Source organism: Streptomyces sp. NPDC047971 (assembly GCF_040653355.1).
Classification (GTDB): Bacteria; Actinomycetota; Actinomycetes; order Streptomycetales; family Streptomycetaceae; genus Streptomyces.
Window position 1 is genome coordinate 94,463 of sequence record NZ_JBEZNW010000023.1, and the last position, 23,007, is coordinate 117,469.

The following is a 23,007-nucleotide window of genomic DNA, read 5'->3' on the forward strand; positions in this document are numbered from 1 at the left end:
ACCGCCGAGCGGTGGAAGCACAGGGGCTGCCCCCGACCTGCAAGGGTCGGGGGCAGCCCCTTGTCGTCAGCCCCCCTCGTTGTCGAAGAAGAGACGGTCGCCCAGGGCGGACCGGCCGTGGATCTTCTTCGCCGAGACGTCGACGACACACACCCTGAGGTCGGGGGCTCCCACGAGCGGGGTGAGGTCCAGCCGGTCGTCGTCGAGCCGGGGCGTGTCCAGCGTCAGCAGCCGCAGGGCCGGCATCCGGGCCACCGTCTCCAGCGCGGAAGGGGCGACCCGCAGGGAGCCCAGACGCAGGCGCTCCAGCGCTTCCAGGCCGGTGAGCGCGCCGAGATCCGTCAGTTTCGGGGTCGACGTCACCATGAGCTCGCGGAGAACCGTCGTGTTCAGCGCGCGCAGCACGCTCAGATCGGTCAGGAGGGTGCTGCGCGCGAGCGCCAGATACTCCAGCGGGCGCCCGCCGATCACCTCGACGAGTTCGTCGGGTGCGACATCGCCGGAGACGAACAGTCGGGTCTGGGGCAGGTGCCGTACGTGCCGGAGCTGGTCCCCGCCGTGCACGGCGAGGATCTCGTGGCGTCCGAGGTACGGGAGGACCCGACGCGCGAACCCCTCGGTGGGGAAGCCGCTCCAGTGCTGCTGGAGCGGGGCCGCGTCCCCCGCCCGGGCCAAGGACTCCGCGTAGGGGAGGGCCTGCGGCCCGCCGATCGCGGCGATCAACTCGATCACGCGGGCCTTGGCCTCGGCGGGAATCCGGTCCGGCGCCGGCAGCAGCGGCAGCACGAACGAGCCCAGTCGCGCGAGCTGCCCCACCTGGGTGTGGTTCATGGGGGGTGTCACCGAGCCGACGGCCGCCTCGACCCTGCCGTGCAGGTGCTGGTCCAGCCAGGCCGCGTGCTGGGCGCACAGGGCCGCCAGGACGTACAGGCTCGTCTTCTGGTCTCGTCTCCGCGTGGCGGAGCCCGCGGCGAGGATGCCCTCCACGAGGACCGGGAGCTCCCGGCGGGAGCAGTGGCCCGCCGCCAGCAGGAGGACGTCGTGCCACTGCTGCTCCCGCGCGTGCCGCAGCAGCTCCGGTACGAGGTCGTCCTCCACGAACTCCTTGGCGGCCAGGAAGTCCTGGAAGGTGCGGTGCGCGAACTGGAAGACGTCGTCCCTCCGCTCCTGGAGGAGGCCGCTGCGGTTGAGGAGATGGGTGAGGATCTCCTCGGGCGTGCCCTGCCCGGCGACCCTCGGCATTCCCGGCAGCGCCCGGTTCAGCCGGTGCAGGGCCTGGTCGCGGGTGAACTCCGTCTGGCCGCCCCGGACCAGCCAGGCCGCCAGCCGCTGGAGGAGCTGCCGGCTCTCCTCCACCGACATGCGGATGCCGTCGGGGGCGTCGATCCGGCGCCGGTCGTCGCGGGCGCCGAGGAGCATCTGCAGCGCGGAGTCGTAGAGCGCCCAGCGGGTCTCGGGCAGGAACCCCTCCCGTAACCGGTGCAGGGCGCAGATCACCCCGCACAGGAGCGGGGTGCGGGCGAGGTCGGACAGGGTCGGGTTGTGGCGGAACTGCTGGAGCAGATCCTGTGCGAGCTCCTTGAGGACGTCCGCGTCCTCGCCGTCGAGGCCCGCAGCGTCGTGCCAGGCGGTGACGAACGCCTGGATGTCCGGGTCCCGCATGGGCAGGAGGGTCAGCTCCTCGAAGCCCTCCGCGGCCAGCCACGCGGGCTCCACCGCGAGCGGTCGTACGGTCGCCACGCAGCGGGTACGGGGGTAGCGGGCGAGGAGCCCCGAGAGCCAGGCGTAGGCGGCTTCCCGGTCCTCCTGGGGCACCTCGTCGAGTCCGTCGACGAGCAGCAGCCCCCGGCCGCCGGCCAGCACCCGGCCCGCCCAGCCGTCGGGCGCGGGGTCGACCATCAGCCCGGCGACGGCGGGGAGTTCGGCGGGGGAGGGGAAGCCGGAGCCGCGGGCCCGGAGGGTCCGGAGCGGGACGACGAACGGTACGAGTCCGTTCAGCTCGGCGAGTCGGGGGCCGAGGGTGCCGGCGGCGGCGTGGGCGGCGAGCCACCAGACCAGGGTGGTCTTGCCGGCGCCGGCGTCTCCCCGGAGGAGGACGCGGGGGCGGGCGGCGAGGAGTTCGTCGATGCGGTGGGGGACGGGCGGGGACCCGGGCTCCTCGGAGGCGGCCTCCAGGGAGAGGTAGGCGGTGTCGAGGTCCCACTCGGACGCCCGCCGGCCGAGCTCGTCGAGCCCGAAGATCCTGGTGCGGCGGTACGCGGCGGCGAGGGCTTCGGCGTACTCCTGCTCGTGCGAGGAGTCGACCGAGGTGTGGCGCGTCTGGGCGGCCGGCTCGGGCGGCAGGCTGCCGGTCGCCTTGGCGTACGCGCCTCTGAACCCGTCGGCGGCCATGATCATGGCCAGAGGGACGCATTCGACCCGCCGGTGGCCGCGGCCGCGCGGGACCCCCTTGACGATCCCGAGCAGCCCGCTGCCCGCGAACACCGGCGCTCCGGACAGCCCCGCGAGAGGGGAGCCGCCGTCGGCCCGTTCGGTCGCCGGGGCCCGGTCCAGTTCGAGGACCATGGTGCGGCGGATCAGTCCGGCGAGGGGGAGGACCGTGCCCGTGTACTGGTCGCACTCCAGTCTGCGGCCCTCGTCGTACCGCTGGATCCGTGGAAAGCCGACGATCTCGCAGTCGGGCAGGGGGCGTTCGGTGGCGACTTCGGCGAGTCGGAGGGCGGTCGCGCCCACCAGGGTGGTGACGAGTCCGGCGACGAGGCTCTCCGGCGCCTGGAGCAGCGCGGCGTCGAGCTGCGGATCCGCCCAGATCACCCGGCACAGGGCCCGGTCACGGAGCCCGGGCACGGACACCCAGGCCGAGTAGCCGGCCTCCAGCACATGGGCGCAGGTGAGGACGGTGTCGTCGGTGAGCAGCACGCCGCTGCCCTGCCGTCCGGAGTGCTGGGAGTGGACGGCGACCGCACGCCGACCGGGCGGCAGCCCCATCAGTCACCGAATCCCGAGGTGTCACCGGCGTCGTCGTTGCCGACGAGCCAGGGACCGTTCGTCGTCGCGTCGCGGGGCTTGAGGGTGAAGCAGACGCGATGGGTCTCGCCGCGGGTCCGGGAGGCGTCGGCCCCGGCCTCGACGACCCATGCCTTGACCTTGGTGCCGCCCTTCACCTCCTTGCGGAGTTCGATCGTGAACTCCATCTCGATGTCGCCCACTTCGAAGGCGAGGGGCTTTCCGGTGGCGCGGGTGGCGGCGTCGACGAGCTGGTCGCGCACGGACTCGATGGCGTCGGCGAGTTCGATGTCGGTCATGGGCGGGACCCTTCCGGGCTGGTGGGGGTGCGGCTCACGAGGAGCTCGACAGCGGGGCGGAGGTGTTCGGTTCCGGTGAACTCCGCGCCCAGGGCGGTGACGTGGGTGAGGTGCTCCAGCGGGGCGAGGGGCGTGAGGTCGTGCACCGTGCCCACGGCGAGGAAATCTCTGATGCTCAGGGTCTCCAGGCGGGGGAAGGCGCGGCCGACCGTCTTCAGGAGCGTGTCGGTGCCCCGGCCGGTCAGGTGCAGGGCCCGCACCGGAAGTCTCAGCGAGCCCGGCATCCCCCGCAGGGCCAGGGCGGGTGCGGAGAGCGTCGCCAGCGATCGGAGATCGGCCAGTGCCTCCCAGTCCGCCGGGGCCATCGGGAGGTCGGAGGAGAACGAGAGATGCCTGAGGCCGGTCAGGCGACGGAGCACGCCGAGTCCTCCGTCGGGGTACGTGTCCAGGCTGAGGGTCTCCAGCTCGTTCTCGGCCGGGACGGACTCCAGGACCTGGGCGACGACCCCGCTCAGGCGAAGCAGCCTGACCTCCCCGAGCGAGGCGCCGAGCAGGGCGACCCCCTCGGCGGTGAGGCCGCCGCGGAGGTCGAGCCGCTCCGGTCGCAGCCCGAGGCGCGCGAGCTGGGCCGCGTGCTCGTCGGTCGTCACCGTGACGTCGAGTCCCGTCAGGTCCAGCCGGGCGATGATCTCGTCGGCGTACGTGGCCGGGTCGAACCGGCTCCAGCCCCACATGAGTTGGGAGCGGACCGTCAGATCGCCATGGCGGGCGAACCGGGCGAGGTAGGGCAGCGCCGTGTCGTCGACGACGTGGGTCGCCGTGATCACCACGTTCCGCGCCGCCTCGGCGTCCAGGTCCTCGGGCCCCGGCAGCAGGCCGAGGACCGCCCGGCCCACCGACGCGAGCTCCCGTGCCTCCTCCACCCCGCTCGGCGGAATCACCGCCGCCGTCCTCGCCAGGATCCGTTCCCGGATCTCCGGTGCCACCTCCGTCGCGTGGTCCAGCGCCGTCGCCGCCACCACGAGGACGCGGAGCCGCGTACCGCGGTCCGGCGCCGCGTCCGCCGCCTTCAGCAACTCCTCGAAGATCTCCGCGCATTCGCGTGGCCGCGCGTGGCCGACGGCCATGCGGATGACGTCCTCCCACTGGTCGTCCGCCGCGTGCCGGACGAGGACGCCGATGTCCCAGCGGTCCACCAGGGCCTTCGCGGCGAGGTAGTCCTGGAAGGTGCGGTGGACGAAGTCGACGGTCTCCGCGGTGGGCTCGCGGAGCAGGCCGCTGCGGTGGAGGAGGTGGGTGAAGACGGTGTCGGGGTCGTGGCCGGCCGCCTCCGTGATCGCGGGCACCGCCTCCCGCACGACCGACTCGGCGCGGGAACGGTCCATCGTCGTACGCCCGTTGAGCGTGAGCCAGTACGCGATCCGCTGGATCAGCTGGATCTGGGGGGCCTCGCTCAGCTCGATCCCGTACGGCGTCCCCATGTCCCGCTCGCGGTCCCGGCGGGTGAGCAGCATCGAGAGCGCGGCCTCGTACAGCGCCTTGCGGCCGCGGGGCAGGAAGCCGCGGCGGCCGCGGTGCAGGGCGCAGATCAGACCGCACATCAGGGGGTTGGTGGCGAGCTGGGCGACGTCGGAGGTGGTCCGCAGGGCGTCGAGGAGGGGCTGCTCGTACGGCGCCGCCTCCGGCCCCGCGGCCGTGTGCCAGCGGCGGACGAAGGTGCCGACCTCGGTGGTGGACATGGGGGCGAGGCGGAGCTCGGTGAAGCCGTCCGACGCCAGCCAGTCGTCGCGTACGGCGGTGGGGCGGGAGGTCACGAGCCAGCGGTTGCCGTCGTAGGTGTCGAGGAGGTCGCGGAGCCAGCGGCGGGCGCGGTCGCGTTCGGCTTCGGGGATCTCGTCGATGCCGTCGACCAGGACGAGGCCGCGACCGGCCGCGAGGACGCGGTCGGCCCAGCCGTCGGGCGGGGTGAGGGGGCAGCCGACGGCGGTGAGGAAGCGGTCGGGGGCGGGGAGCCGCTCGCCGTGACGGGTGAGGGTACGGAGCGGGAGGACGAAGGGGATCCGGTCGCGGAGGTACGCCATGTCGTCGGCGAACTCCTCTCGCGTGGCCGAGACGGCCAGCCACTGGACGAGCGTCGTCTTTCCCGAGCCGGCCGTTCCGCGCAGGAGCACGCGGGCGTGGCGGGCGAGGGCCTGGTCGGCGGGGCCGCCCGCGTCCAGGGCGTGGAGCAGGGCCTCCTCCGTGAGCCTCGTCCCCGTCGCCTCCAGCGACAGGTACGCGACGTCCAGCGGCCACTTCTCCTGCGCGCCCTCCAGGTCCACCCCGTAGATCGTGAGGCTGCCGTGCTTCCTCGCCACGTAGGCCAGGTAGCGCCGCTCGAACTCCGCGTCCCGCGCGTCCACCCGGGGCGTCCGGCGGATCACCTCGTCGACCTTGGCGGTCAGCTCCTGCCGGCCGCGGCTCTGCTCCACGAGCGTGCGGGCCACGAACGTGGACCGCTGGGTGAAGAACTCCAGGATGTGCAGGCAGGCCCACTCGGTGAGCGAGCCGAGGAAGTGGACGGAGTCCGCGGAGAGGCCGTCCGGGGCCGGGGCCGCCGTGCGCAGGCTGCGGGCGAGGGCCGGGGCGCCGAGGTGGACGGCCTGGACGTCGTCCATGTCGAGGTCGCCGAGGGCGAGGAGCGTGGCGGCCAGGGTGTCGGTGAGCGCCTCGGTCTCGTCGGCGGGGAACGGCGGCTCCCCGGGGCCCGCGGCGGCTCGTTCGACGAGGGTGGCGGCGAGCTTGCGGACGTCCTTCTCCGTGAGCGTGCGCTTCTCGCCGCGGAAGGAGACGAGCCCGGAGAGCCGGATGCGCCGGGCCGAGCCCGGTATGCCGGCCCCTGGACCGTCGCTGACCAGCAGTCTCTTCAGGAGCGGTCCCATCGCCGACGAGGCGAGACGGGTGCCCACGAGTAACGGATCCATTGGTGTCCCCCCGGTGGTTCGCGACGTCGTCAGCGTAGTGCGGGACGTGATCGAAAAGCCCGTGGTTGCGTGACCCAGGTCGCAATGGGGGCGGGCGCGCCGTGACAAGGCGCACAGGCGTTTTCAGGGGTACTAACGGGATTAGTGCCGGCGTTTGGTGTCGTTTCGGGACGTTCAGGGCCGGGGCGTCGGGACTTTGGTCCCAGGGGTGCGCGAACCGTGCGAGAAGCGGCCTGTCGGTCCGATCCGGGCAGGTCCGACGTGCGCATAAACCGTTTCTCTTGTGCCGGTATGTCCGATTTCAAGGAGGGGTGTCCGGGGTCGTCAAGACCCGAACATCCCTGGAGATCGCTACGACGCAATGTCGTAGATGGGGCGGTTTACGCCGAATGGGGGTCCGGGTTACCAAGGATGAGCAACAGCCCGCCCGGCGCAGCGAACGCGTCGGGTCCCGTTCTGTCCGGAGGTTTTCCCCCGTATGTCGAAGCGCGTCATGAACCCCGCCCGTATCACCGCCGTCGCCCTTGCCACCGCCGGTCTGGGAGCGTCGCTGGTGGCCGGAGCCGGGTCCGCCTTCGCCGCCGAGGGCAAGGCCGCCACCATCGCGACTGCCGCGACCGGTGCGTCCGCTGCCGTCGCCGCGCAGGCCGATGCCCAGGCGCTCGCCGCCACCAAGGCCGTCGCCGCTCAGGCCGCCGCCAAGAAGGCCGCCGTCGCCAAGGCCGTCAAGGCCGCCCCCGCCGCCGCCAAGAAGGCTCCCGCCTGGGTCAAGCCGGTCGGTGGCTACACCCTGACCGCCAGCTACAACCAGGGCGGCGCCATGTGGGCCCACAAGCACTCCGGCCAGGACTTCGCCGTCCCGGTCGGCACCCCGGTCAAGGCCGCCGGCGCCGGTACCGTCGTGAAGGCCGGCCCGAACGGCGGCGGCGACGGTCCCGCGTACGGCAACGCCATCGTCGTCAAGCACGCCAACGGCAAGTACTCGCAGTACGCCCACCTGTCGAAGATCAACGTGCACATCGGCCAGAAGGTCGGCGCCGGCCAGAAGATCGCGCTGTCGGGCAACACCGGCAACTCCTCCGGCCCGCACCTGCACTTCGAGATCCGTACGACCCCGAACTACGGCTCGGCCCTGAACCCGGCCGCGTTCCTGCGCTCCGTCGGCGTCACCATCTGACCCGAGGAACGCCTCACGGCGCGCTGTGCGCCTGCGTGATCAGATCGAGGGCGACCTCGAGGACGGCTTCGTGCTTCTCCTCGACGTCGCCCTCGACGTTGTCCATGAAGAACATCCCCGCGTGCAGGGTGAAGATCGCGCTGACGCAGCGCACCCGGTCGATCACGGCGAAGTCCGGCTCCTGGATCAGACCGCTCAGTTCGAGCATCCGCTCCTTGAAGGTCAGGCCGATGCTGAGATCGCGGACGGCCGCCTGGTTCTCCTGCATGAAGCGGAACAGCGGCGCCGCGCCGAGCAGGGACTGCTGGTAGCGGCGCAGGATCTCCTCCCTGACCTCCAGCGTGCGCGGCTGCTCGCGCGCCCATGCGATCAGCTCGTCCATGGGCCGGGTGAGGTCCTGGAAGATGCCGATGATGATGTCTTCCTTGGTCTTGAAGTGGTAGTACAGCGCGGCCTTGGTGACATCGAGGTGCTCGGCGATCTCGCGCAGTGAGGTCTTCTCGTAGCCCTGCTCCGCGAAGAGTTCGAGGGCCACGTCCTGGATGCGCTGCCGGGTGTTGCCTCTGGCCATGGTCCGCTCCCACACACTCTTACTTACTTGACGACCGGCTAGTTACGGGTCTACCGTCCCCAGTGTAGTAACTAGCCGGGCGGCAAGTAAGTGCCCGAAGGGCTTATGGGGAGCGGGACATGGCGACGACCGAAGCAGTCAGAACATCCGGGGAGGAAGAGGCGAAGCAGCCGCGCAGCGTCCGCGTCGTTCTCCTCGCCCTCATGATCGCGATGCTGCTCGCGATGCTCGACAACATGATCATCGGCACCGCGATGCCGACGATCGTCGGCGAGCTCGGCGGTCTGGAGCACCTCTCCTGGGTCGTCACCGCCTACACCCTCGCCACCGCCGCCTCCACCCCCATCTGGGGCAAGCTCGGCGACATGTACGGCCGCAAGGGCGTCTTCCTCACCTCGATCGTGATCTTCGTGATCGGCTCGGCGCTCAGCGGCATGGCCCAGGACATGGGCCAGCTCATCGGCTTCCGCGCCGTCCAGGGCCTGGGTGCCGGCGGTCTGATGGTCGGCGTCATGGCGATCATCGGCGATCTGATCCCGCCCCGTGAGCGCGGCAAGTACCAGGGCATGATGGCCGGCGTGATGGCCCTCGCCATGATCGGCGGACCACTGGTCGGCGGAACCATCACCGACCACTGGGGCTGGCGCTGGTCCTTCTACATCAACCTGCCGCTCGGCGCCGTCGCCCTCGCGATGGTCACCGCCGTGCTCCACCTGCCCAGGAAGGAGCGCGACCGCTCCACCAGGATCGACTTCCTCGGCGCCGCGCTGCTGACCGTCGGCATCACCGCGATCGTCCTGGTCACCACCTGGGGCGGTACGGAGTACGCCTGGGGCTCCGCGACCATCGTCGGCCTCGCGGTCGCCGGTGTCGCCGCGCTCGCCGCCTTCCTCTGGGCCGAGAGCCGTGCGAGCGACCCGGTCGTGCCGCTCCACATCTTCCGCAGCCGCAACTTCACCCTCATGTCGGTGATCGGCTTCCTCACCGGCTTCGTGATGTTCGGCGCGGTCCTCTTCCTGCCGCTGTTCCAGCAGTCCGTGCAGGGCGCCTCGGCCACCAACTCCGGCCTGCTGCTCCTGCCGATGCTGCTGTCGATGATGGTCGTCTCGCTGATCTCCGGCCGGATCACCACCACCAGCGGCAAGTACAAGATCTTCCCGATCATCGGCACGGCCCTGATGGTGATCGGCCTGTTCCTGCTCGCGCAGATGGACACCGGCACCTCCCGCCTCGTCTCCGGCGTCTACATGGCGGTGCTCGGCGCCGGCATGGGCTTCCTGATGCAGATCACGATGCTCGTCGCGCAGAACAGCGTCGAGATGAAGGACATGGGCGTCGCCTCCAGCTCGACCACCCTCTTCCGCACCCTCGGCTCCTCCTTCGGCGTCGCGATCATGGGCGCGCTCTTCACGAGCCGCGTCCAGGACGAGATGGCGGCGCGCGGCGGCTCGGCACTGACCCAGCAGTCCGCCCAGCTCGACGCGGCCTCCCTGGCGAAGCTGCCCGAGGCGCTGCGCGAGGCGTACCAGCACGCGGTCGCCGCCGGCACGCACTCCGCCTTCCTGGTCGCGTCCGCCGTCGCCGTCCTCGGTTTCGTGCTGGCCTTCCTCGTCAAGGAGGTGGCGCTGCGGGGCGCCGGACCCGAGGCGAAGCCGAAGGACGCCTGAGAGCGGCCGACGGCCGCCGAGACCGTCCGACCTCGCGCCCGCACGTGAGAGGGCCCCGGCACACCAGGTGTGCCGGGGCCCTCTCCGTACGCCCTACTCCGCGAACTTGATCATCGGGAAGCTGCCGGTGTTCGTCGGCGCGTGGTCCGGCAGCCAGAGCACCGCGATCGAGCCGCCCGCCCCCTGCGGCGTCCCCTCCGGCGCGGCGTTGCGGAACGTCAGCCGCGCCCCGAGGACCCGGGCCTGCCCCGCCGCGATCGTCAGCCCCAGCCCGTGGCCCTGCCCCGCGCGGTCGCTCGCGCCGGTACGGAAGCGGCTCGGGCCCTCGCGCAGCAGCGCCTCGGGGAAACCGGGCCCGTGGTCCCGCACCCGGACGACCCTGCCCTCGACCGTCACCTCCACCGGCGGCTTGCCGTGCTTGGCCGCGTTCGCGAGGAGGTTGCCCAGGATCCGCTCCAGCCGCCGCGGGTCGGTGTTCACCCAGGACTCGTGGACGACGTGCACGACCGCGTCCGGGTCGAGCGCCCGCACCCGGCGCTCCACGAACTCGCCGAGCGCGATCTCCTGGAGCTCGGCCCGCTCCGATGCGCTGTCGAGCCGGGCCACCTCCAGCACGTCCTCGACCAGCGTCCGCAGGGCCTGCGCCCGGTCCCGTACGAGCTCGCTGGGGCGCCCCGGCGGCAGCAGCTCGGCCGCGGTGAGCAGGCCGGTCACCGGGGTGCGCAGTTCGTGCGCGATGTCGGCGGTGACCCGCCGCTCCGCCTCGATCCGCTCCTGCAGGGCGTCGGTCAGGGCGTCCACCGCGCGCGCCAGCTCGTCGGTCTCGTCGCGGACGACTCCCCCGATCGCCTTCCGCACCCGTACGTCCGTGTTGCCCTGCGCGACCCTGCCTGCCGCCGCGGCGGCCTTCCGCAGCCGGCGCGAGAGCTGGCCGCCGATGAGCACGCCGAGCGCGCAGCCGCCGAACACCACCGACACCGAGCCGATGACCAGGGCCCGGTCGAGATCCTTCATGATCGCCGTGGAACGGTCGGCGAACGGGATGTGCAGCGACAGCACGTCCCCGTTGGCCAGCGGTACGGCCGCCCAGACGTCCGGCGGACCGCCGTGACGGTGCTCCTGGACGTACGTACCGCGCCGCTTGTCCCGCATCAGCTGGTCCAGCTGCGGCGGCAGCATCGGGTCGTTGATCTTGGTGCCGAAGCGGGGCTCCTTCGGCTTGGAGCTCTCGTACATCCGCTGGGCGAAGAGGAGCCGCTCCATCTGCACCTCGCGCGCGTTGTCGAGCATCGAGACGCGCGCCGAGTTGTGGACGACGAGGCTGAGGGTGACCGCGATCAGCGCGCCCACGGCGGCGATGGCGACGGCGATCTTCCAGCGGACCCCCGTACGGAGGGCGAGCGGCCTCACCTGCTGCCCCGCTTCACCGGCTGACCTGCTTCATCCCGCTGACCCGCTTCATCCCTTGAGCTTGTAGCCGAAGCCGCGGACCGTCTCGATCCGGTCCTGGCCGATCTTGGTGCGCAGCCGCTGGACATGGACGTCCACCACCCGGGTGTCGCCGCCCCAGCCGTAGTCCCACACCCGCTCCAGGAGCTTGTCCCGGGACAGAACGGTGCCCGGCGCGGAGGAGAACTCGAGGAGCAGCCGCATCTCCGTCGGGGTCAGCCCGACCGGCGCGCCGTCCCTGCGGACCTCCATGCCGTCGGTGTCGACCTCCAGGTCGCCGAAGACCAGCACCCCGCCCGTCGGCCCCCGGTCGTGCCCGGGGTCGCCGGGCGCGGGGCCGCCGGCGTGCCCGAAGCGGCGCAGCACGGCACGGATCCGGGCCACGAGCACCGCACCGTCGAAGGGCTTGGTCACATAGTCGTCGGCCCCGGCCTCCAGGCCCAGGACGACGTCGATGGAGTCGGCGCGCGCGGACAGCATGATCACGGGCACGGTCGACTCGTCACGGATCCGTCGGCACAGGCTGACGCCGTCCATGCCCGGCAGCATCACGTCGAGCAGCGCGATGTCGGGCCGGTCCGCCCGGAACGCCTCGAGCCCGGACAGCCCGTCGGGCATGGCGGTCACCGTGAAGCCGTCCCGCTCCAGCGCCAGCTGGGTGGCCTCACGGATCACGTCGTCGTCCTCGACGAACAGCACATGGGTCTCGGCCATGGTGCGCCTTCCTGCCTTCCGTTCCTTCTCGTTCCGCTCGATCGCCGGCCGCCCGGCGATCAGCCCGCGCTCGGCTCGGCGGTCGTGGGGCCGTCGATGCCTCCGTCGCCGACCGCGCGGCTGTAGTCGTTGTGGACCCAGTCGTGCTGGCTGAACCGGCTCACCGCCCAGCGGTACGTGATCACGTCCTCGCCCGAGGGGTAGGCCACCGGGTCGCCCTTGGCGTACACCTGCTTCGTCACGACCAGGTCGCCCCGGTCGATCGTCGCGTAGACGGCGGCGTCCTCGGCCATGAACACGTTCTTGTACTCGCCGCCCTCCTCGCGGTACACGTACGTGCCGATGCCGACGGCGTCACCGCAGGTCATCACGTTGACGACGACGTCGGGCGAGGCTCCGCCGGTCAGATTCCCGTAGGAGGTGTCCACCGGGTACGCGTCCGCGACGCACGGCTTCAGATCGGCCTTCAGACGTTCGCCGATCTTCGGGTCGGCCTTGATGAGGGCGATCGGGTCGACGCGCTTGGCGGGCATCTGCCCGGAGGAGGCCGACGGGGACGGTGCCGGCGCGACCGATCCCACCTCGTCGGCGCGGGCGGCGCCCTCGTCGCGCGAACCGGTGCCGCCGGTGGAACAGGCGGTCATGAACAGCCCGATGGCGACGAGCCCGGCCAGTGCCGTCGTGCTCGTCGCCCGGATGATCCGGCGACGCCGTGGGCCGCAGGACCCGTCGTCGTCGCCGTCGTGTCTGGCGCCTAGGCCGCGCACCGGTGCTGCCCCCGTTCGTCGGGTCGTACGGTCGACCGCTCCAGAGCACGGGCGTCCTCGACGCCGCGGCTCTCCAGTTCCTGACGCAGTCGGGCCAGTGCGCGGTGGAGCGTGGACTTCACCGTACCCGTCGACATGCCGAGCGCCGCCGCGGTCTCCTCCGTGCTCATCTGCTCCCAGTGCCGCAGGACGACCACGCTGCGCTGCTTCGGGGCGAGCACCTTCAGGATGTCCATGAGCAGGGCGCGGTCCGCGTGCTGCTCGGTGGCGTCGTCGACGGACGCGTCGGGCAGCTGCTCGGTGGGCACCTCGTCGAGCTTGCGGGCGCGCCACCACTCGGTGCGGGTGTTGATCATGACACGGCGCAGATACGCGTCGGCGAGCGACTTGTCGGCGATGCCGTCCCAGCGGCCGTACGTCCGCACCAGCGCCGTCTGCAGGAGGTCCTGCGCGTCGACCGGATCGGGGACGAGACGGCGGGCGCTGCGCAGCAGCGCGTCCTGCCGAGTGCGGACGTACTCCTCGAAGTCGAGCACCTCTCCGTGCGACATCTGAAACCGCCTCCGATCCCCGTGACCAGCCTGTTTGGCTTACGTCGACGAAGTTACGGAGCAGTTGTCACGAGGCTGTCCGGGGCAGCCGTCGGAGGATGCACGGCTGCCCATCGGTTGTGTAACAGGGCGCGGGGATGGGTAGGAACCTGAATTCGGCCCGTGACGGCGCGTGCACCCGCCAGGAGAGCGGGCGATCGGGGAACGCTGCGACCCCGCCCTTCCGGGACCGTGAACGGGGCCGCCCCTGCCGGCCGGTCAGGACTGCGGCAGGCGGTACAGACCGTCGTCGAGGGGTTCGACCAGGCCGTCGGCGACCAGGCCGTCCAGCGCGCGGGCCCGCTGCACCGGCTCGTCCCACACCGCGTCCAGGGCTGACTGCGGCACGGCGCCCGACGTCTCCCGGAGCACGGCGAGGAGCCGGCCGCGGACCTGCCGGTCCGTGCCCGCGTACGTCTGGCCGCGCCGCGCCGGCCCCTCGTGGGCCGGCTTCCCCGACAACCGCCAGACGCAGCTCCCGGCGATCGGGCAACGCCCGCAGTCCTCGTTCCTCGCCGTGCAGACCAGCGCCCCGAGCTCCATCGACGCGGCCGCCCAACGGGCCGCCGTCGCCTCGTCCTCGGGCAGCAGCTCCCGGGCCAGCCGCCGCTCGGCGGCGGTCGTGGCGTTCGGCGGGTACTGCACACCCGAGGCGGCCCTGGCGAACACCCGGCGGACGTTGGTGTCGAGCACCGGATGCCGCTGCCCGTACGCGAACGAGGCCACGGCGGCCGCCGTGTACTCCCCGATCCCGGGGAGCGCGAGCAGCGCGGCGTGCTCGCTCGGCACGTCGCCGCCGTGCCGCTCCGTTATGGCCACGGCCGCCGCGTGCAGCCGCAGGGCACGACGCGGATAGCCGAGTCTGCCCCAGGCGCGCACGGCCTCACCGGGCGCGTCGGCCGCGAGGTCGGCGGGACGAGGCCAGCGGGCCAGCCACTGCTCGAACACGGGCAGGACCCGCACGACCGGCGTCTGCTGGAGCATGAACTCGCTGACCATCACGCCCCACGCCCCCGCCTCTGGGCGGCGCCAGGGCAGGTCGCGGGCGTGCCGGTCGAACCAGGCGAGGACGGGCCCGTGCAGCTCGGCCGGGGCCGGGGCGGGAGCGTCGTCGAACACGGGGGTGGAGGCATCGGTGGAAGTCATGGCACCTCCGATCCTGGCACGTTCAGCGCGCGCCGTGGCGCACGCCCTCGGGGCGCGTGGAGGCGCGCGGGCGCGGCCCGCGCCCGGCGCACCACACCACCGCGCCGGTACGGCTGGACCGGCCCGTCTCCACCAGCACCCGGACCGGCCGGGTCGCCGCCTTGACGGCCAGGAACGCGACCGCGCCTCCGAGCAGCAGCCCGACCGTCACGTCGTGCGGATAGTGGACGCCGACGAAGACCCGGGAGGAGGCCATGAGCAGGGCCATCGGCACGGTCAGCCACACGATCCCGCGCCAGGCCAGGGCGAGCGCGACCGCCGCCGCACCCGCGATGGCCGCGTGGTTGCTGGGGAAGGACCAGTCGCCGGTCGGCGGGCAGGCAACGAGCGAGGCGGGGGCGCCCGCGACCGCCCGGCAGGGACGCTCCTCGTCCACCAGGGACTTGAGCGACTCGCTCACCACATAGCCGAACGCGGTCGCGAGCGGGGCGAGCAGCGCGAGGGCCATCGCGTCGCTCGTCCCGGACCTGGCCCGCCACCAGCCGGCCACGAACAGCACGCCGAAGAGCAGCAGTCCGGCCTCGGTCCACACCTCGGCGAGCTGCTGGAACCAGTGCGGCGTGGAGTGGGCGAAGCCGGTGACATCGAGATAGAGACCGTCGGAGAGGCCGGGGAGGTTATCCATGATCATGACGCTAACCGGCGGCAGAGGCGGGCACCCGTGCCGAAGGACCACGACGACCCCCGACGAAAGTGGGGGTGAGCGGGGACATTCCGGAGTTCCGGATGTGATCATCGGCAAAACTTGATGCCTGGGGCGGCGGGTGGGGCGGGAGTTGGCGCCGATCTCTCGTAAGGTTCGTGCCGTGGGATCACTGCGCAATCCGGTCGGGCCGCTTCCCTCCTCCATCTACTGGCGACGGAGGGCGGTCGCGCTGTGCCTGATCGCGCTTCTCGCGCTGATCACCCTCTGGGCCGTCACGTCCGGCGGAGGCGGCGGGAAGAAGCCGGACGACTCCGCCAACGGCTCCTCCCCGGCACCCTCGATCACCCCCGGGCCCTCCGGTTCCGGTCCCGCGATCAGTGAACAGCCGGGCGGACGGGACGAGTCGGGAGACTCCGGCGAGAACTCCGGCGGAGACGCCGGCACCGGCGGCACCGGCGGCACCGAGGGCGCCGACGCCGGCGCCGAGTCCGGCGGCAAGAACGGGGACACGGACGGAGCGGGCGGCGACGGCGGCGCGAGCACGGGCGCCGGGCAGCAGGTTCCGGCCGATTCCCCGCTGCCGAACTGCGCGCCCGGATCCCTGCAGTTGACCCTCCGCAGCACCCAGGTCTCGTACGCTCCCGGCGAGAAGCCCCGCTTCCACCTGGTCGCCAAGAACACCTCGGCCGCCGACTGCAAGGCCGATCTCGGCCCCAGGAGCGCCGTTCTGACGATCAGTGACAACAAGGACGAGGCGGTCTGGTCCTCCCAGGACTGCCCCCGTCCGGCCGGTGGCGTACTGCTCCGCGTCCCGGCGGGCTCGACGGTCACGCACAGCGTGGACTGGGACCGCGGCCGGAGCGCCCCGCGGTGCGCCACTCCTCCGGCGGGCCCGGTGGGTCCCGGGACGTACCTGGTGGAGGCGGTGATGCCGGGAGTGAAGGTCCTCCCGGCCTCGTTCACGCTGGCCAAGGACTGACAGGCGAGAACAGGAAGGGGCCGTACGGAATCTCCGTACGGCCCTTCTTCGCGTCCGCGCGTGCCAGGCGTCGCGGGGCAGGCGGGACTTTCGCCACCCGTCCTAGACGTACCGCTCCAGGATCGAGGACTCCGCCAGCCGGGACAGGCCCTCGCGGACGCTGCGCGCCCTGGCCTCGCCGACGCCGTCGACGGTCTGGAGGTCGTCGACGCTGGCCGCGAGCAGCTTCTGCAGCCCGCCGAAGTGCTCCACGAGCCGTTCGATGATCGCGCCGGGCAGCCGCGGGACCTTGGCCAGGAGCCGGTAGCCGCGCGGGGAGACCGCGGAGTCGAGGGTCTCGGGAGAGCCGCTGTAGCCCAGGGCACGCGCCACGATGGGCAGTTCGAGGAGCTCGGCGTGGGTGAGCGCGTCGAGCTCGGTGAGCGCCTCGGCGACCGTACGGGAGCGCTTGGCCGTCGGCTCGGGCACGTAGTCGCGGATGACGAGCTCGCGCTCGGGCTCGACCCCCGCGATCAGCTCGTCGAGCTGGAGCGAGAGGAGCCGGCCGTCGGTGCCCAGCTCGACGACGTACTCGGCGATCTCGGTGGCGATCCTGCGGACCATCTCCAGGCGCTGGGCCACGGCCGTGACGTCCCGGACGGTCACCAGGTCCTCGATCTCCAAGGCGGAGAGCGTGCCGGCGACCTCGTCGAGCCGGAGCTTGTACCGCTCCAGGGTCGCGAGTGCCTGGTTGGCCCGGGAGAGGATCGCGGCGGACTCCTCCAGGACGCGGCGCTCACCGTTCACGTAGATCGCGATGAGCCGCATCGACTGGGAGACGGAGACGACCGGGAAGTTGCACTGCTTGGAGACCCGGTCCGCGGTGCGGTGGCGGGTGCCGGTCTCCTCGGTGTGGATGGACGCGTCCGGGACGAGCTGGACACCCGCCCGGTGGATCTTGGAGATGTCCTTGTCGAGGACGAGCCCGCCGTCGAGCTTGCACAGCTCGCGCAGCCGGGTCGCGGTGAACTCCACGTCCAGCACGAAGCCGCCGGTGCACATCGAGTCCACCGTCTTGTCCATGCCGAGCACGATCAGACCACCGGTGTTTCCGCGCAGAACACGCTCGAGGCCGTCGCGCAGTGCGGTGCCGGGAGCGACCGCGCTGAGGGCCGCGCGCATCAGCGCTTCGTTCCCGTCCTTGGCTGCCACTGCTCTCCTCCGGCTCGTACGGATGGGCGAGACCAGGGCAAAGTCTAGCGACACCGCCCCGCGGCCCTCCGCCGCGCGCCGGATCGTCCCCTTCTTCCCACCCGGTCCGCACCTCCGGAGACCACCCGCGCGCGGGCCGTCCCGACCCCCCGGCGGCCACCTGCCCCGCCCGGGCGCCGTCGGAACCCGGCCTCCGAAGGACGGGCCCGCGAGCCGCCCGCCCCCTACGCGTCCGCGCCCTTGGGGGCGGCCGCCCGGCGGCTGCGGGGCAGGACGCGCAGGGCGTCGCCCATGTCCGCCACCTCCGTGACCTTCATGCCCGCCGGCACCTTCCCCGGGTCCGAGGGGACCAGGGCGTGGGTGAAGCCGAGACGGTGCGCCTCGGCCAGGCGCCGCTGGACGCCCGTGACCCGGCGGACCTCGCCCGCGAGCCCGACCTCGCCGATCGCGACCAGGTTCTTCGGCAGCGGGGTGTCGCTGGCGGCGGAGGCGAGGGCGAGCGCGATCGCCAGGTCGGCGGCGGGCTCGGACAGCTTCACACCGCCCACCGTCGCCGAATAGATGTCCCGCTTGCCGAGCGCCGTGATCCGGCCGCGCTGCTCCAGGACGGCCAGCATCATCGACACCCGGGACGTCTCCAGACCGGAGGTGGTCCGGCGCGGGGACGGGATCTGGGAGTCGACCGTGAGCGCCTGGACCTCCGCCACGAGCGGCCGGCGGCCCTCCAGGGTGACGGTCAGACAGGTGCCCGGCACGGCGACGTCGCGGCGGGTCAGGAACAGTCCGGAGGGGTCGGCGAGACCCGTGATCCCCTCGTCGTGCAGCTCGAAGCAGCCGACCTCATCCGTCGCCCCGTACCGGTTCTTCACACCGCGGACGAGCCGCAGACGGGCATGCCGGTCGCCCTCGAAGCTCAGGACGACGTCGACCAGGTGCTCGAGGAGCCGGGGGCCGGCGATCGCGCCGTCCTTGGTGACGTGGCCGACGAGGAGCGTGGACATGCCCCGCTCCTTGGAGGCGCGGATCAGCGCGCCGGCGACCTCGCGCACCTGCGCCATGCCGCCGGGCGCGCCGTCGATCTCGGGGGAGGCGACGGTCTGCACCGAGTCCATGATCAGCAGCGAGGGCTTGACCGCGTCGAGGTGGCCGAGGACGGCGGAGAGGTCGGTCTCGGCCGCCAGGTACAGATGGTCGTTCAGCGCGTTGATCCGGTCGGCCCGCAGCCGGACCTGGCTCGCGGACTCCTCGCCCGTGACGTACAGCGTGCGGTGCTCGTCGCTCGCCGCCTTCGCGGCGACGTCCAGCAGCAGCGTGGACTTGCCGACCCCGGGCTCGCCGGCGAGCAGCACGACCGCTCCGGGCACCAGGCCCCCGCCGAGCACGCGGTCCAGCTCGTCGACGCCGGTCGAGCGCGCCGTGGCCTGCCGGCCGTCGACCTGGCCGATGGGCAGCGCGGCGGTGGAGACCCGGCCCGCGGCGGTCGTGCGGACGGCGGGCGCGCCGTACTCCTCGACCGTCCCCCAGGCCTGACATTCGGGGCAACGGCCGAGCCATTTGGCGGTCGTCCAGCCGCACTCGGTGCAGCGGTAGGACGGCCTGTCCTTGGCGGATTTCGTACGGGCAGCCATGCACCGAACCGTAGCGGGCCGCACTGACAACGGGGGCCGGGCCGGGCCCCCACCCGTACCGGGGCACGGCCCCGGCGGCGGAATGTCGTGTTCCTGTCCCCCTTCGAGCGATACCTTCACCCGTACGGATTAAAAGTGTTCAACCGGTACGAAGACCCCGCCACGTCCTGCCTACGGTCGCCCAGTGACGAGCAGCAGGCTGGAACCCTCCACACACGCCACCGGCGCACACCGGGCGCACCGTCGGGCGCCCGAAAGCCCGCGCACGATCGGCCAGCACCCGCCCGCACGCTACGAGGCCCATCTGGACGGGCTGTTCACCTACTGCCTCTCCGTGCTGTGCGACCACGACGCCTCGACCGCCGTCCTCGGCGACGTCCTCGCGGTCGCCGAACGCCACCGCAGGCACTGCCCGTCCGACGCGGACGGGCGCAGGGCATGGCTCTACGCGCTGGCCCGCTGGGCCTGCCTGCGCAGCCTCGCGGAGCAGCGCCGCAAGCGTCAGGGTGCGCACACCGGCCGCCCCGTCGTCACCGCGCCCGAGCCGCCGCCGGTCTCCGACGAGGTCGCCGAGCGCCGACGCGCCGAACTGGCCCTGCTCGCCTGGCCCGAGGCGGCCGGCACCACCCCCGAACAGCGCGAGGCCCTCGAACTCGCCGTCCGGCACGGCCTCGGCCACCGCCAGGTCGCCGCCGTCCTCTCCCTCGACCCGCTCGCCGCGCGGGAGCTGCTCTCCTCCGCCGCCTGCGAGGTCGAGCGGACCCGGGCCGCGCTCGCGGTCGTCGAGACCGGCCACTGCCCCACCGTCGCCCGGCTCACCGGCGACCACCAGGTGCTGCTCTCCGCGACCCTGCGCGCCGAACTCGTCCGCCACGTCGACGACTGTCCGCTCTGCCGCCGCGCCGCCGAACGCGCGGGCGCGGGCGGCCCCTGGCCCGGCGCCGCCGCGGTCTCCCCGGCCCGGCTCCCGCTGGTCGAGGCGCCGAAGGCGGCCGCGTACGTGGCGATGCTGCACGCCCCACGCGCGCGTGCCGGTGCCCCGCGCTTCGGCCCGACCGGCTTCCCGATGGACCCCAAGGACCACGCGGCCCGCCGCGACCGGATGCGGGCCCGCGCGGTGACGACGACCGTCGTGGCGGCGGTCGTCGCGGCCCCCGTGCTCGCCCTGTGGGCCTCGTACCGGGGCGGCCCCCTCACGGGGGACGGCGACCGTGCGGGCGCCCCGGTCAGCGCGCGCGAGGCGGACGAACCGACGAGCCTCGACGGCACCCCGTACGACCGCTACGAGAACGCGGGCAACGCGGAGACCACCCCCGACTCCCGCTTCACCCAGGGCAGCCGCTCCCCGGACGTCTCGGTCGAGGTGATCAGCCCCGGCGGACCGGTGGGACCCACCCTCCCCGGCCGGCCGGGCCCCGGCCGGATCACGGTCGCCGCCCACGGCGACGGCGACACGACCCTGCTCACCCTCACGGCCTCCGGCGGCGCCCCCGTCGACTGGTCGCTGTGGACGGACGCGCCCTGGCTGTACGTGAGCCAGGCGTCCGGCACCCTGCGCCCCGGCGAGTCGGTGACGGTCCGCGTCGTCGTCGACAGGACACGCCAGCCCGTCGGGGCGTGGTCCGCCCGGGTCGGCGTCAACCCCTCCGGCGCGGTGGTACGGATCGACGGCCGCGGAGCGGGCACCTCGCCGCCCCCGACGACGGAGGAGCCCCCGCCGACCACGGATCCGACGACCCCGCCCCCGACCACGGACCCGACGACGCCTCCGCCGACGACCGAGGAACCGCCCCCGACGACGGATCCGACGACCCCGCCGCCCACGACGGACCCTCCCCCCACGAGCGAACCCCCACCGTCCACGGACCCGGGAACGCCGAGCGGCTCGGACTCCCCACCGGCGTCCTAGACCACCGACCGGGAGGGGCGCGCACCGGCGTTCCGGATCGCCGACCGGACGGGGCGCGCGCCGACGTTCCGGATCGCCGACCGGACGGGGCGCGCGCCGACGTTCCGGATCGCCGACCGGACGGGGTGCGCACCGGTGTTCCGGATCACCGACCGGACAGGGCGCGCACCGGCGCGGCGCGCGGACCCGGGCCCGCATCCGGCCGGCCCGCCGGGCGCTCCCGCGCCCGTACAGGAGAGGGCCCCGACACGTCAGGTGTGCCGGGGCCCCTCCGCGCGCCTCCGCGACGGCTACCGCGTCGCCGGGTCCGCCGGGTGCGGTGCCACCAGCGGCAGCTGGGAGGCGAGCCGGGCCTCGCACAGCTCCACCAGCACGTCGTACGCCGCCTTGCCCATCAGCTCCGTCAGCTCCGGCCGGTACGTCACGTACACCGGCTCGCCGGCCCCGTGCGCCGAGGTCGCGGACGTGCACCACCAGTGCAGGTCGTGGCCGCCGGGGCCCCAGCCGCGCCGGTCGTACTCGCCGATCGACACCTGGAGGACCTTCGTGTCGTCGGGGCGCTCGATCCAGTCGTACGTGCGCCGCACCGGCAGCTGCCAGCAGACGTCCGGCTTGGTCTCCAGCGGCTCCTTGCCCTCCTTGAGGGCCAGGATGTGCAGCGAGCAGCCGGCGCCGCCCGCGAACCCGGGGCGGTTCTGGAAGATGCAGGATCCCTGCCAGCGGCGCGTCTGCCGGTCGCCGTCCTCGTCGACCTGCGTCCAGCCCGTCTCCGTCCCCACGTCGTGGAACTGCCACAGCTCCGGCGTCAGCCGGTCCACGTACGAGGCGACCCGCTTCTCGTCGTCCTCGTCGGAGAAATGGGCGCCCAGCGTGCAGCAGCCGTCGTCGGCGCGGCCCGCCTGGATGCCCTGGCAGCCGCTGCCGAAGATGCAGGTCCAGCGCGAGGTGAGCCAGGTCAGGTCGCAGCGGAAGACCTGCTCGTCGTCGGCGGGATCGGGAAACTCGACCCAGGCGCGCGCGAAGTCGATCCCCTTCTCGTCCGGCTCGCCCGGGCCGAGGGAGCCGCTCGGCTTCTTGGAGGTCTTCTGAGCCTTGGCAGCGCTGTCTTTGCCCGGCTTCGCCTTTTTCGTCTTTGGCACACGACAAGCGTATGCGGGTGGGAGCAGTAGCGTTCCGTCCATGAGACTCGGAGTCCTCGACGTCGGTTCGAACACAGTGCACCTGCTGGTGGTGGACGCCCACCCCGGCGCCCGACCGCTGCCCGCCCACTCCCACAAGGCGGAGCTGCGGCTGGCGGAGCTCCTCGACGAGGGAGGCGCCATCGCGCCCGGTGGCGTCGAGCGGCTCATCGCGACCGTCCAGGGGGCCATCCAGGCCGCCGAGGACAAGGGCTGCGAGGAAGTCCTGCCGTTCGCGACCTCGGCGGTGCGCGAGGCGACGAACGCGGACGCCGTCCTGGAGCGGGTGAAGCTGGAGACCGGCATCGACCTCCAGGTCCTCACCGGCGAGGAGGAGGCCCGGCTCACCTTCCTGGCCGCCCGCCGCTGGTTCGGCTGGTCCGCGGGCAAGCTGCTCCTCCTCGACATCGGCGGCGGCTCGCTGGAGATCGCGTACGGCATCGACGAGGAGCCGGACGCGGCGGTGTCGCTGCCGCTGGGCGCGGGACGGCTGACGTCCGGCTGGCTGCCGGGCGACCCGCCCGACCCGGCGGACGTGCGGACGCTGCGCCGCCACGCGCGCGCCCAGATCGCCCGTACGGTGGGTGAGTTCAGCCGCTTCGGCAAGCCCGACCATGTCGTGGCCACGTCGAAGACCTTCAAGCAGCTCGCCAGGATCGCCGGATCGCCCGGCTCCGAGAAGGGCGTCTACCTCCGCCGCGTCCTGACCCGCCCGTCCCTGGAGGAGTGGGTTCCCAAGCTCGCCGCCATGACGGCCGACCAGCGTGCCGGGCTCCCCGGCGTCTCGGAGGGGCGCGCACCCCAGCTGCTGGCGGGGGCGCTGGTGGCCGAGGGGGCGATGGACCTCTTCGGAGTGGACGAGCTGGAGATCTGCCCCTGGGCGCTCCGCGAGGGCGTGATCCTGCGCCGCCTGGACCACCTGCCGGAGGAGTAGCGGCCCGCGGGTCCACGCGCGCGTGGACCCGCGCCTCCCGCCCCGGCGCGTCTCTCGTCCCCGCGCCTCCCGTCCCGGCGCGTCTCTCGTCCCCGCGCCACCCCGCCCGGCGCGGCGAAGGGGAGAGAGGGAG

At 72.9% G+C, this 23,007-nt stretch carries 18 protein-coding genes; 5 read left to right on the forward strand and 13 right to left on the reverse strand.

Translation table 11 applies throughout. The features are described from left to right. Window positions 1-66 precede the first annotated feature (66 nt). The 3 genes from AB0D99_RS22040 to AB0D99_RS22050 are packed head-to-tail and all read right to left on the reverse strand — an operon-like array spanning window position 67 to window position 6,253. On the reverse strand, window positions 67-2,988 hold the full coding sequence (locus AB0D99_RS22040; RefSeq protein WP_362364593.1) for an NACHT domain-containing protein: 2,922 nt from the start codon (window positions 2,986-2,988) through the stop codon (window positions 67-69). After that, window positions 2,988-3,305 (reverse strand): trypco2 family protein, encoded by a 318-nt coding sequence (locus AB0D99_RS22045; RefSeq protein WP_362364596.1) that lies wholly within the window; start codon window positions 3,303-3,305, stop codon window positions 2,988-2,990. Before AB0D99_RS22045 ends, AB0D99_RS22040 begins: the two co-directional genes overlap by 1 nt. Then, window positions 3,302-6,253 (reverse strand): NACHT domain-containing protein, encoded by a 2,952-nt coding sequence (locus tag AB0D99_RS22050; RefSeq protein ID WP_362364599.1) that lies wholly within the window; start codon window positions 6,251-6,253, stop codon window positions 3,302-3,304. Before AB0D99_RS22050 ends, AB0D99_RS22045 begins: the two co-directional genes overlap by 4 nt. Before the next feature lie 493 nt (window positions 6,254-6,746). Between AB0D99_RS22050 and AB0D99_RS22055 the strand changes: the two genes are divergently transcribed. Beyond that, complete coding sequence (locus tag AB0D99_RS22055; RefSeq protein WP_362364602.1) at window positions 6,747-7,445, forward strand: M23 family metallopeptidase; 699 nt, start codon at window positions 6,747-6,749, stop codon at window positions 7,443-7,445. Window positions 7,446-7,458: 13 nt separating this feature from the next. Here the strand turns inward: AB0D99_RS22055 and AB0D99_RS22060 are convergent, their stop codons facing one another. Further along, window positions 7,459-8,016, reverse strand: a complete 558-nt coding sequence (locus AB0D99_RS22060) for a helix-turn-helix domain-containing protein (protein ID WP_362364605.1) — start codon at window positions 8,014-8,016, stop codon at window positions 7,459-7,461. 119 nt (window positions 8,017-8,135) lie between these two features. Between AB0D99_RS22060 and AB0D99_RS22065 the strand changes: the two genes are divergently transcribed. After that, window positions 8,136-9,683: an MDR family MFS transporter gene (locus tag AB0D99_RS22065; RefSeq protein WP_362364608.1), complete on the forward strand. Its 1,548-nt coding sequence runs from the start codon at window positions 8,136-8,138 to the stop codon at window positions 9,681-9,683. A gap of 93 nt (window positions 9,684-9,776) precedes the next feature. Here AB0D99_RS22065 and cseC read toward each other — a convergent pair whose 3' ends face one another. The 6 genes from cseC to AB0D99_RS22095 all read right to left on the reverse strand — a co-directional run bounded on the left by cseC (window position 9,777) and on the right by AB0D99_RS22095 (window position 15,034). Beyond that, window positions 9,777-11,093, reverse strand: coding sequence for a two-component system sensor histidine kinase CseC (gene cseC / locus AB0D99_RS22070; RefSeq protein WP_362364611.1), 1,317 nt, complete (start codon window positions 11,091-11,093; stop codon window positions 9,777-9,779). A gap of 48 nt (window positions 11,094-11,141) precedes the next feature. Continuing rightward, on the reverse strand, window positions 11,142-11,846 hold the full coding sequence (cseB, locus tag AB0D99_RS22075; RefSeq protein ID WP_362364614.1) for a two-component system response regulator CseB: 705 nt from the start codon (window positions 11,844-11,846) through the stop codon (window positions 11,142-11,144). Window positions 11,847-11,905: 59 nt separating this feature from the next. Then, the gene (locus tag AB0D99_RS22080; protein ID WP_362364617.1) at window positions 11,906-12,490 is read right to left on the reverse strand and encodes a hypothetical protein; all 585 of its coding nucleotides are present in this window, start codon (window positions 12,488-12,490) and stop codon (window positions 11,906-11,908) included. A 110-nt stretch (window positions 12,491-12,600) separates the two neighbouring features. Continuing rightward, the gene (locus AB0D99_RS22085) at window positions 12,601-13,164 is read right to left on the reverse strand and encodes a SigE family RNA polymerase sigma factor (protein WP_362364620.1); all 564 of its coding nucleotides are present in this window, start codon (window positions 13,162-13,164) and stop codon (window positions 12,601-12,603) included. A 258-nt stretch (window positions 13,165-13,422) separates the two neighbouring features. After that, window positions 13,423-14,349 (reverse strand): A/G-specific adenine glycosylase, encoded by a 927-nt coding sequence (locus AB0D99_RS22090; RefSeq protein WP_362364623.1) that lies wholly within the window; start codon window positions 14,347-14,349, stop codon window positions 13,423-13,425. 22 nt (window positions 14,350-14,371) lie between these two features. Continuing rightward, window positions 14,372-15,034, reverse strand: coding sequence for a phosphatase PAP2 family protein (locus tag AB0D99_RS22095; RefSeq protein ID WP_362364626.1), 663 nt, complete (start codon window positions 15,032-15,034; stop codon window positions 14,372-14,374). A 181-nt stretch (window positions 15,035-15,215) separates the two neighbouring features. On the opposite strand from AB0D99_RS22095, the gene AB0D99_RS22100 reads away from it, so the two are divergent. Then, entirely contained in the window at window positions 15,216-16,034 is an 819-nt protein-coding gene (locus tag AB0D99_RS22100) for a hypothetical protein (protein ID WP_362364629.1), read from the forward strand. 102 nt (window positions 16,035-16,136) lie between these two features. Here AB0D99_RS22100 and disA read toward each other — a convergent pair whose 3' ends face one another. Together disA and radA are read right to left on the reverse strand one after the other, a co-directional pair. Then, a complete protein-coding gene (gene disA / locus AB0D99_RS22105) occupies window positions 16,137-17,195 on the reverse strand; it encodes a DNA integrity scanning diadenylate cyclase DisA (RefSeq protein WP_329125588.1) in 1,059 nt (352 codons plus the stop codon). Window positions 17,196-17,449: 254 nt separating this feature from the next. Beyond that, window positions 17,450-18,853 (reverse strand): DNA repair protein RadA, encoded by a 1,404-nt coding sequence (gene radA, locus AB0D99_RS22110; RefSeq protein WP_362364632.1) that lies wholly within the window; start codon window positions 18,851-18,853, stop codon window positions 17,450-17,452. Window positions 18,854-19,037: 184 nt separating this feature from the next. Between radA and AB0D99_RS22115 the strand changes: the two genes are divergently transcribed. After that, a complete protein-coding gene (locus tag AB0D99_RS22115) occupies window positions 19,038-20,762 on the forward strand; it encodes a hypothetical protein (protein ID WP_362364635.1) in 1,725 nt (574 codons plus the stop codon). A gap of 290 nt (window positions 20,763-21,052) precedes the next feature. Here the strand turns inward: AB0D99_RS22115 and AB0D99_RS22120 are convergent, their stop codons facing one another. Next, window positions 21,053-21,901, reverse strand: coding sequence for a hypothetical protein (locus AB0D99_RS22120; RefSeq protein ID WP_362364638.1), 849 nt, complete (start codon window positions 21,899-21,901; stop codon window positions 21,053-21,055). Between the two features lie 40 nt (window positions 21,902-21,941). On the opposite strand from AB0D99_RS22120, the gene AB0D99_RS22125 reads away from it, so the two are divergent. Further along, window positions 21,942-22,874, forward strand: a complete 933-nt coding sequence (locus AB0D99_RS22125) for a Ppx/GppA phosphatase family protein (protein WP_362364641.1) — start codon at window positions 21,942-21,944, stop codon at window positions 22,872-22,874. Window positions 22,875-23,007: the final 133 nt, after the last annotated feature.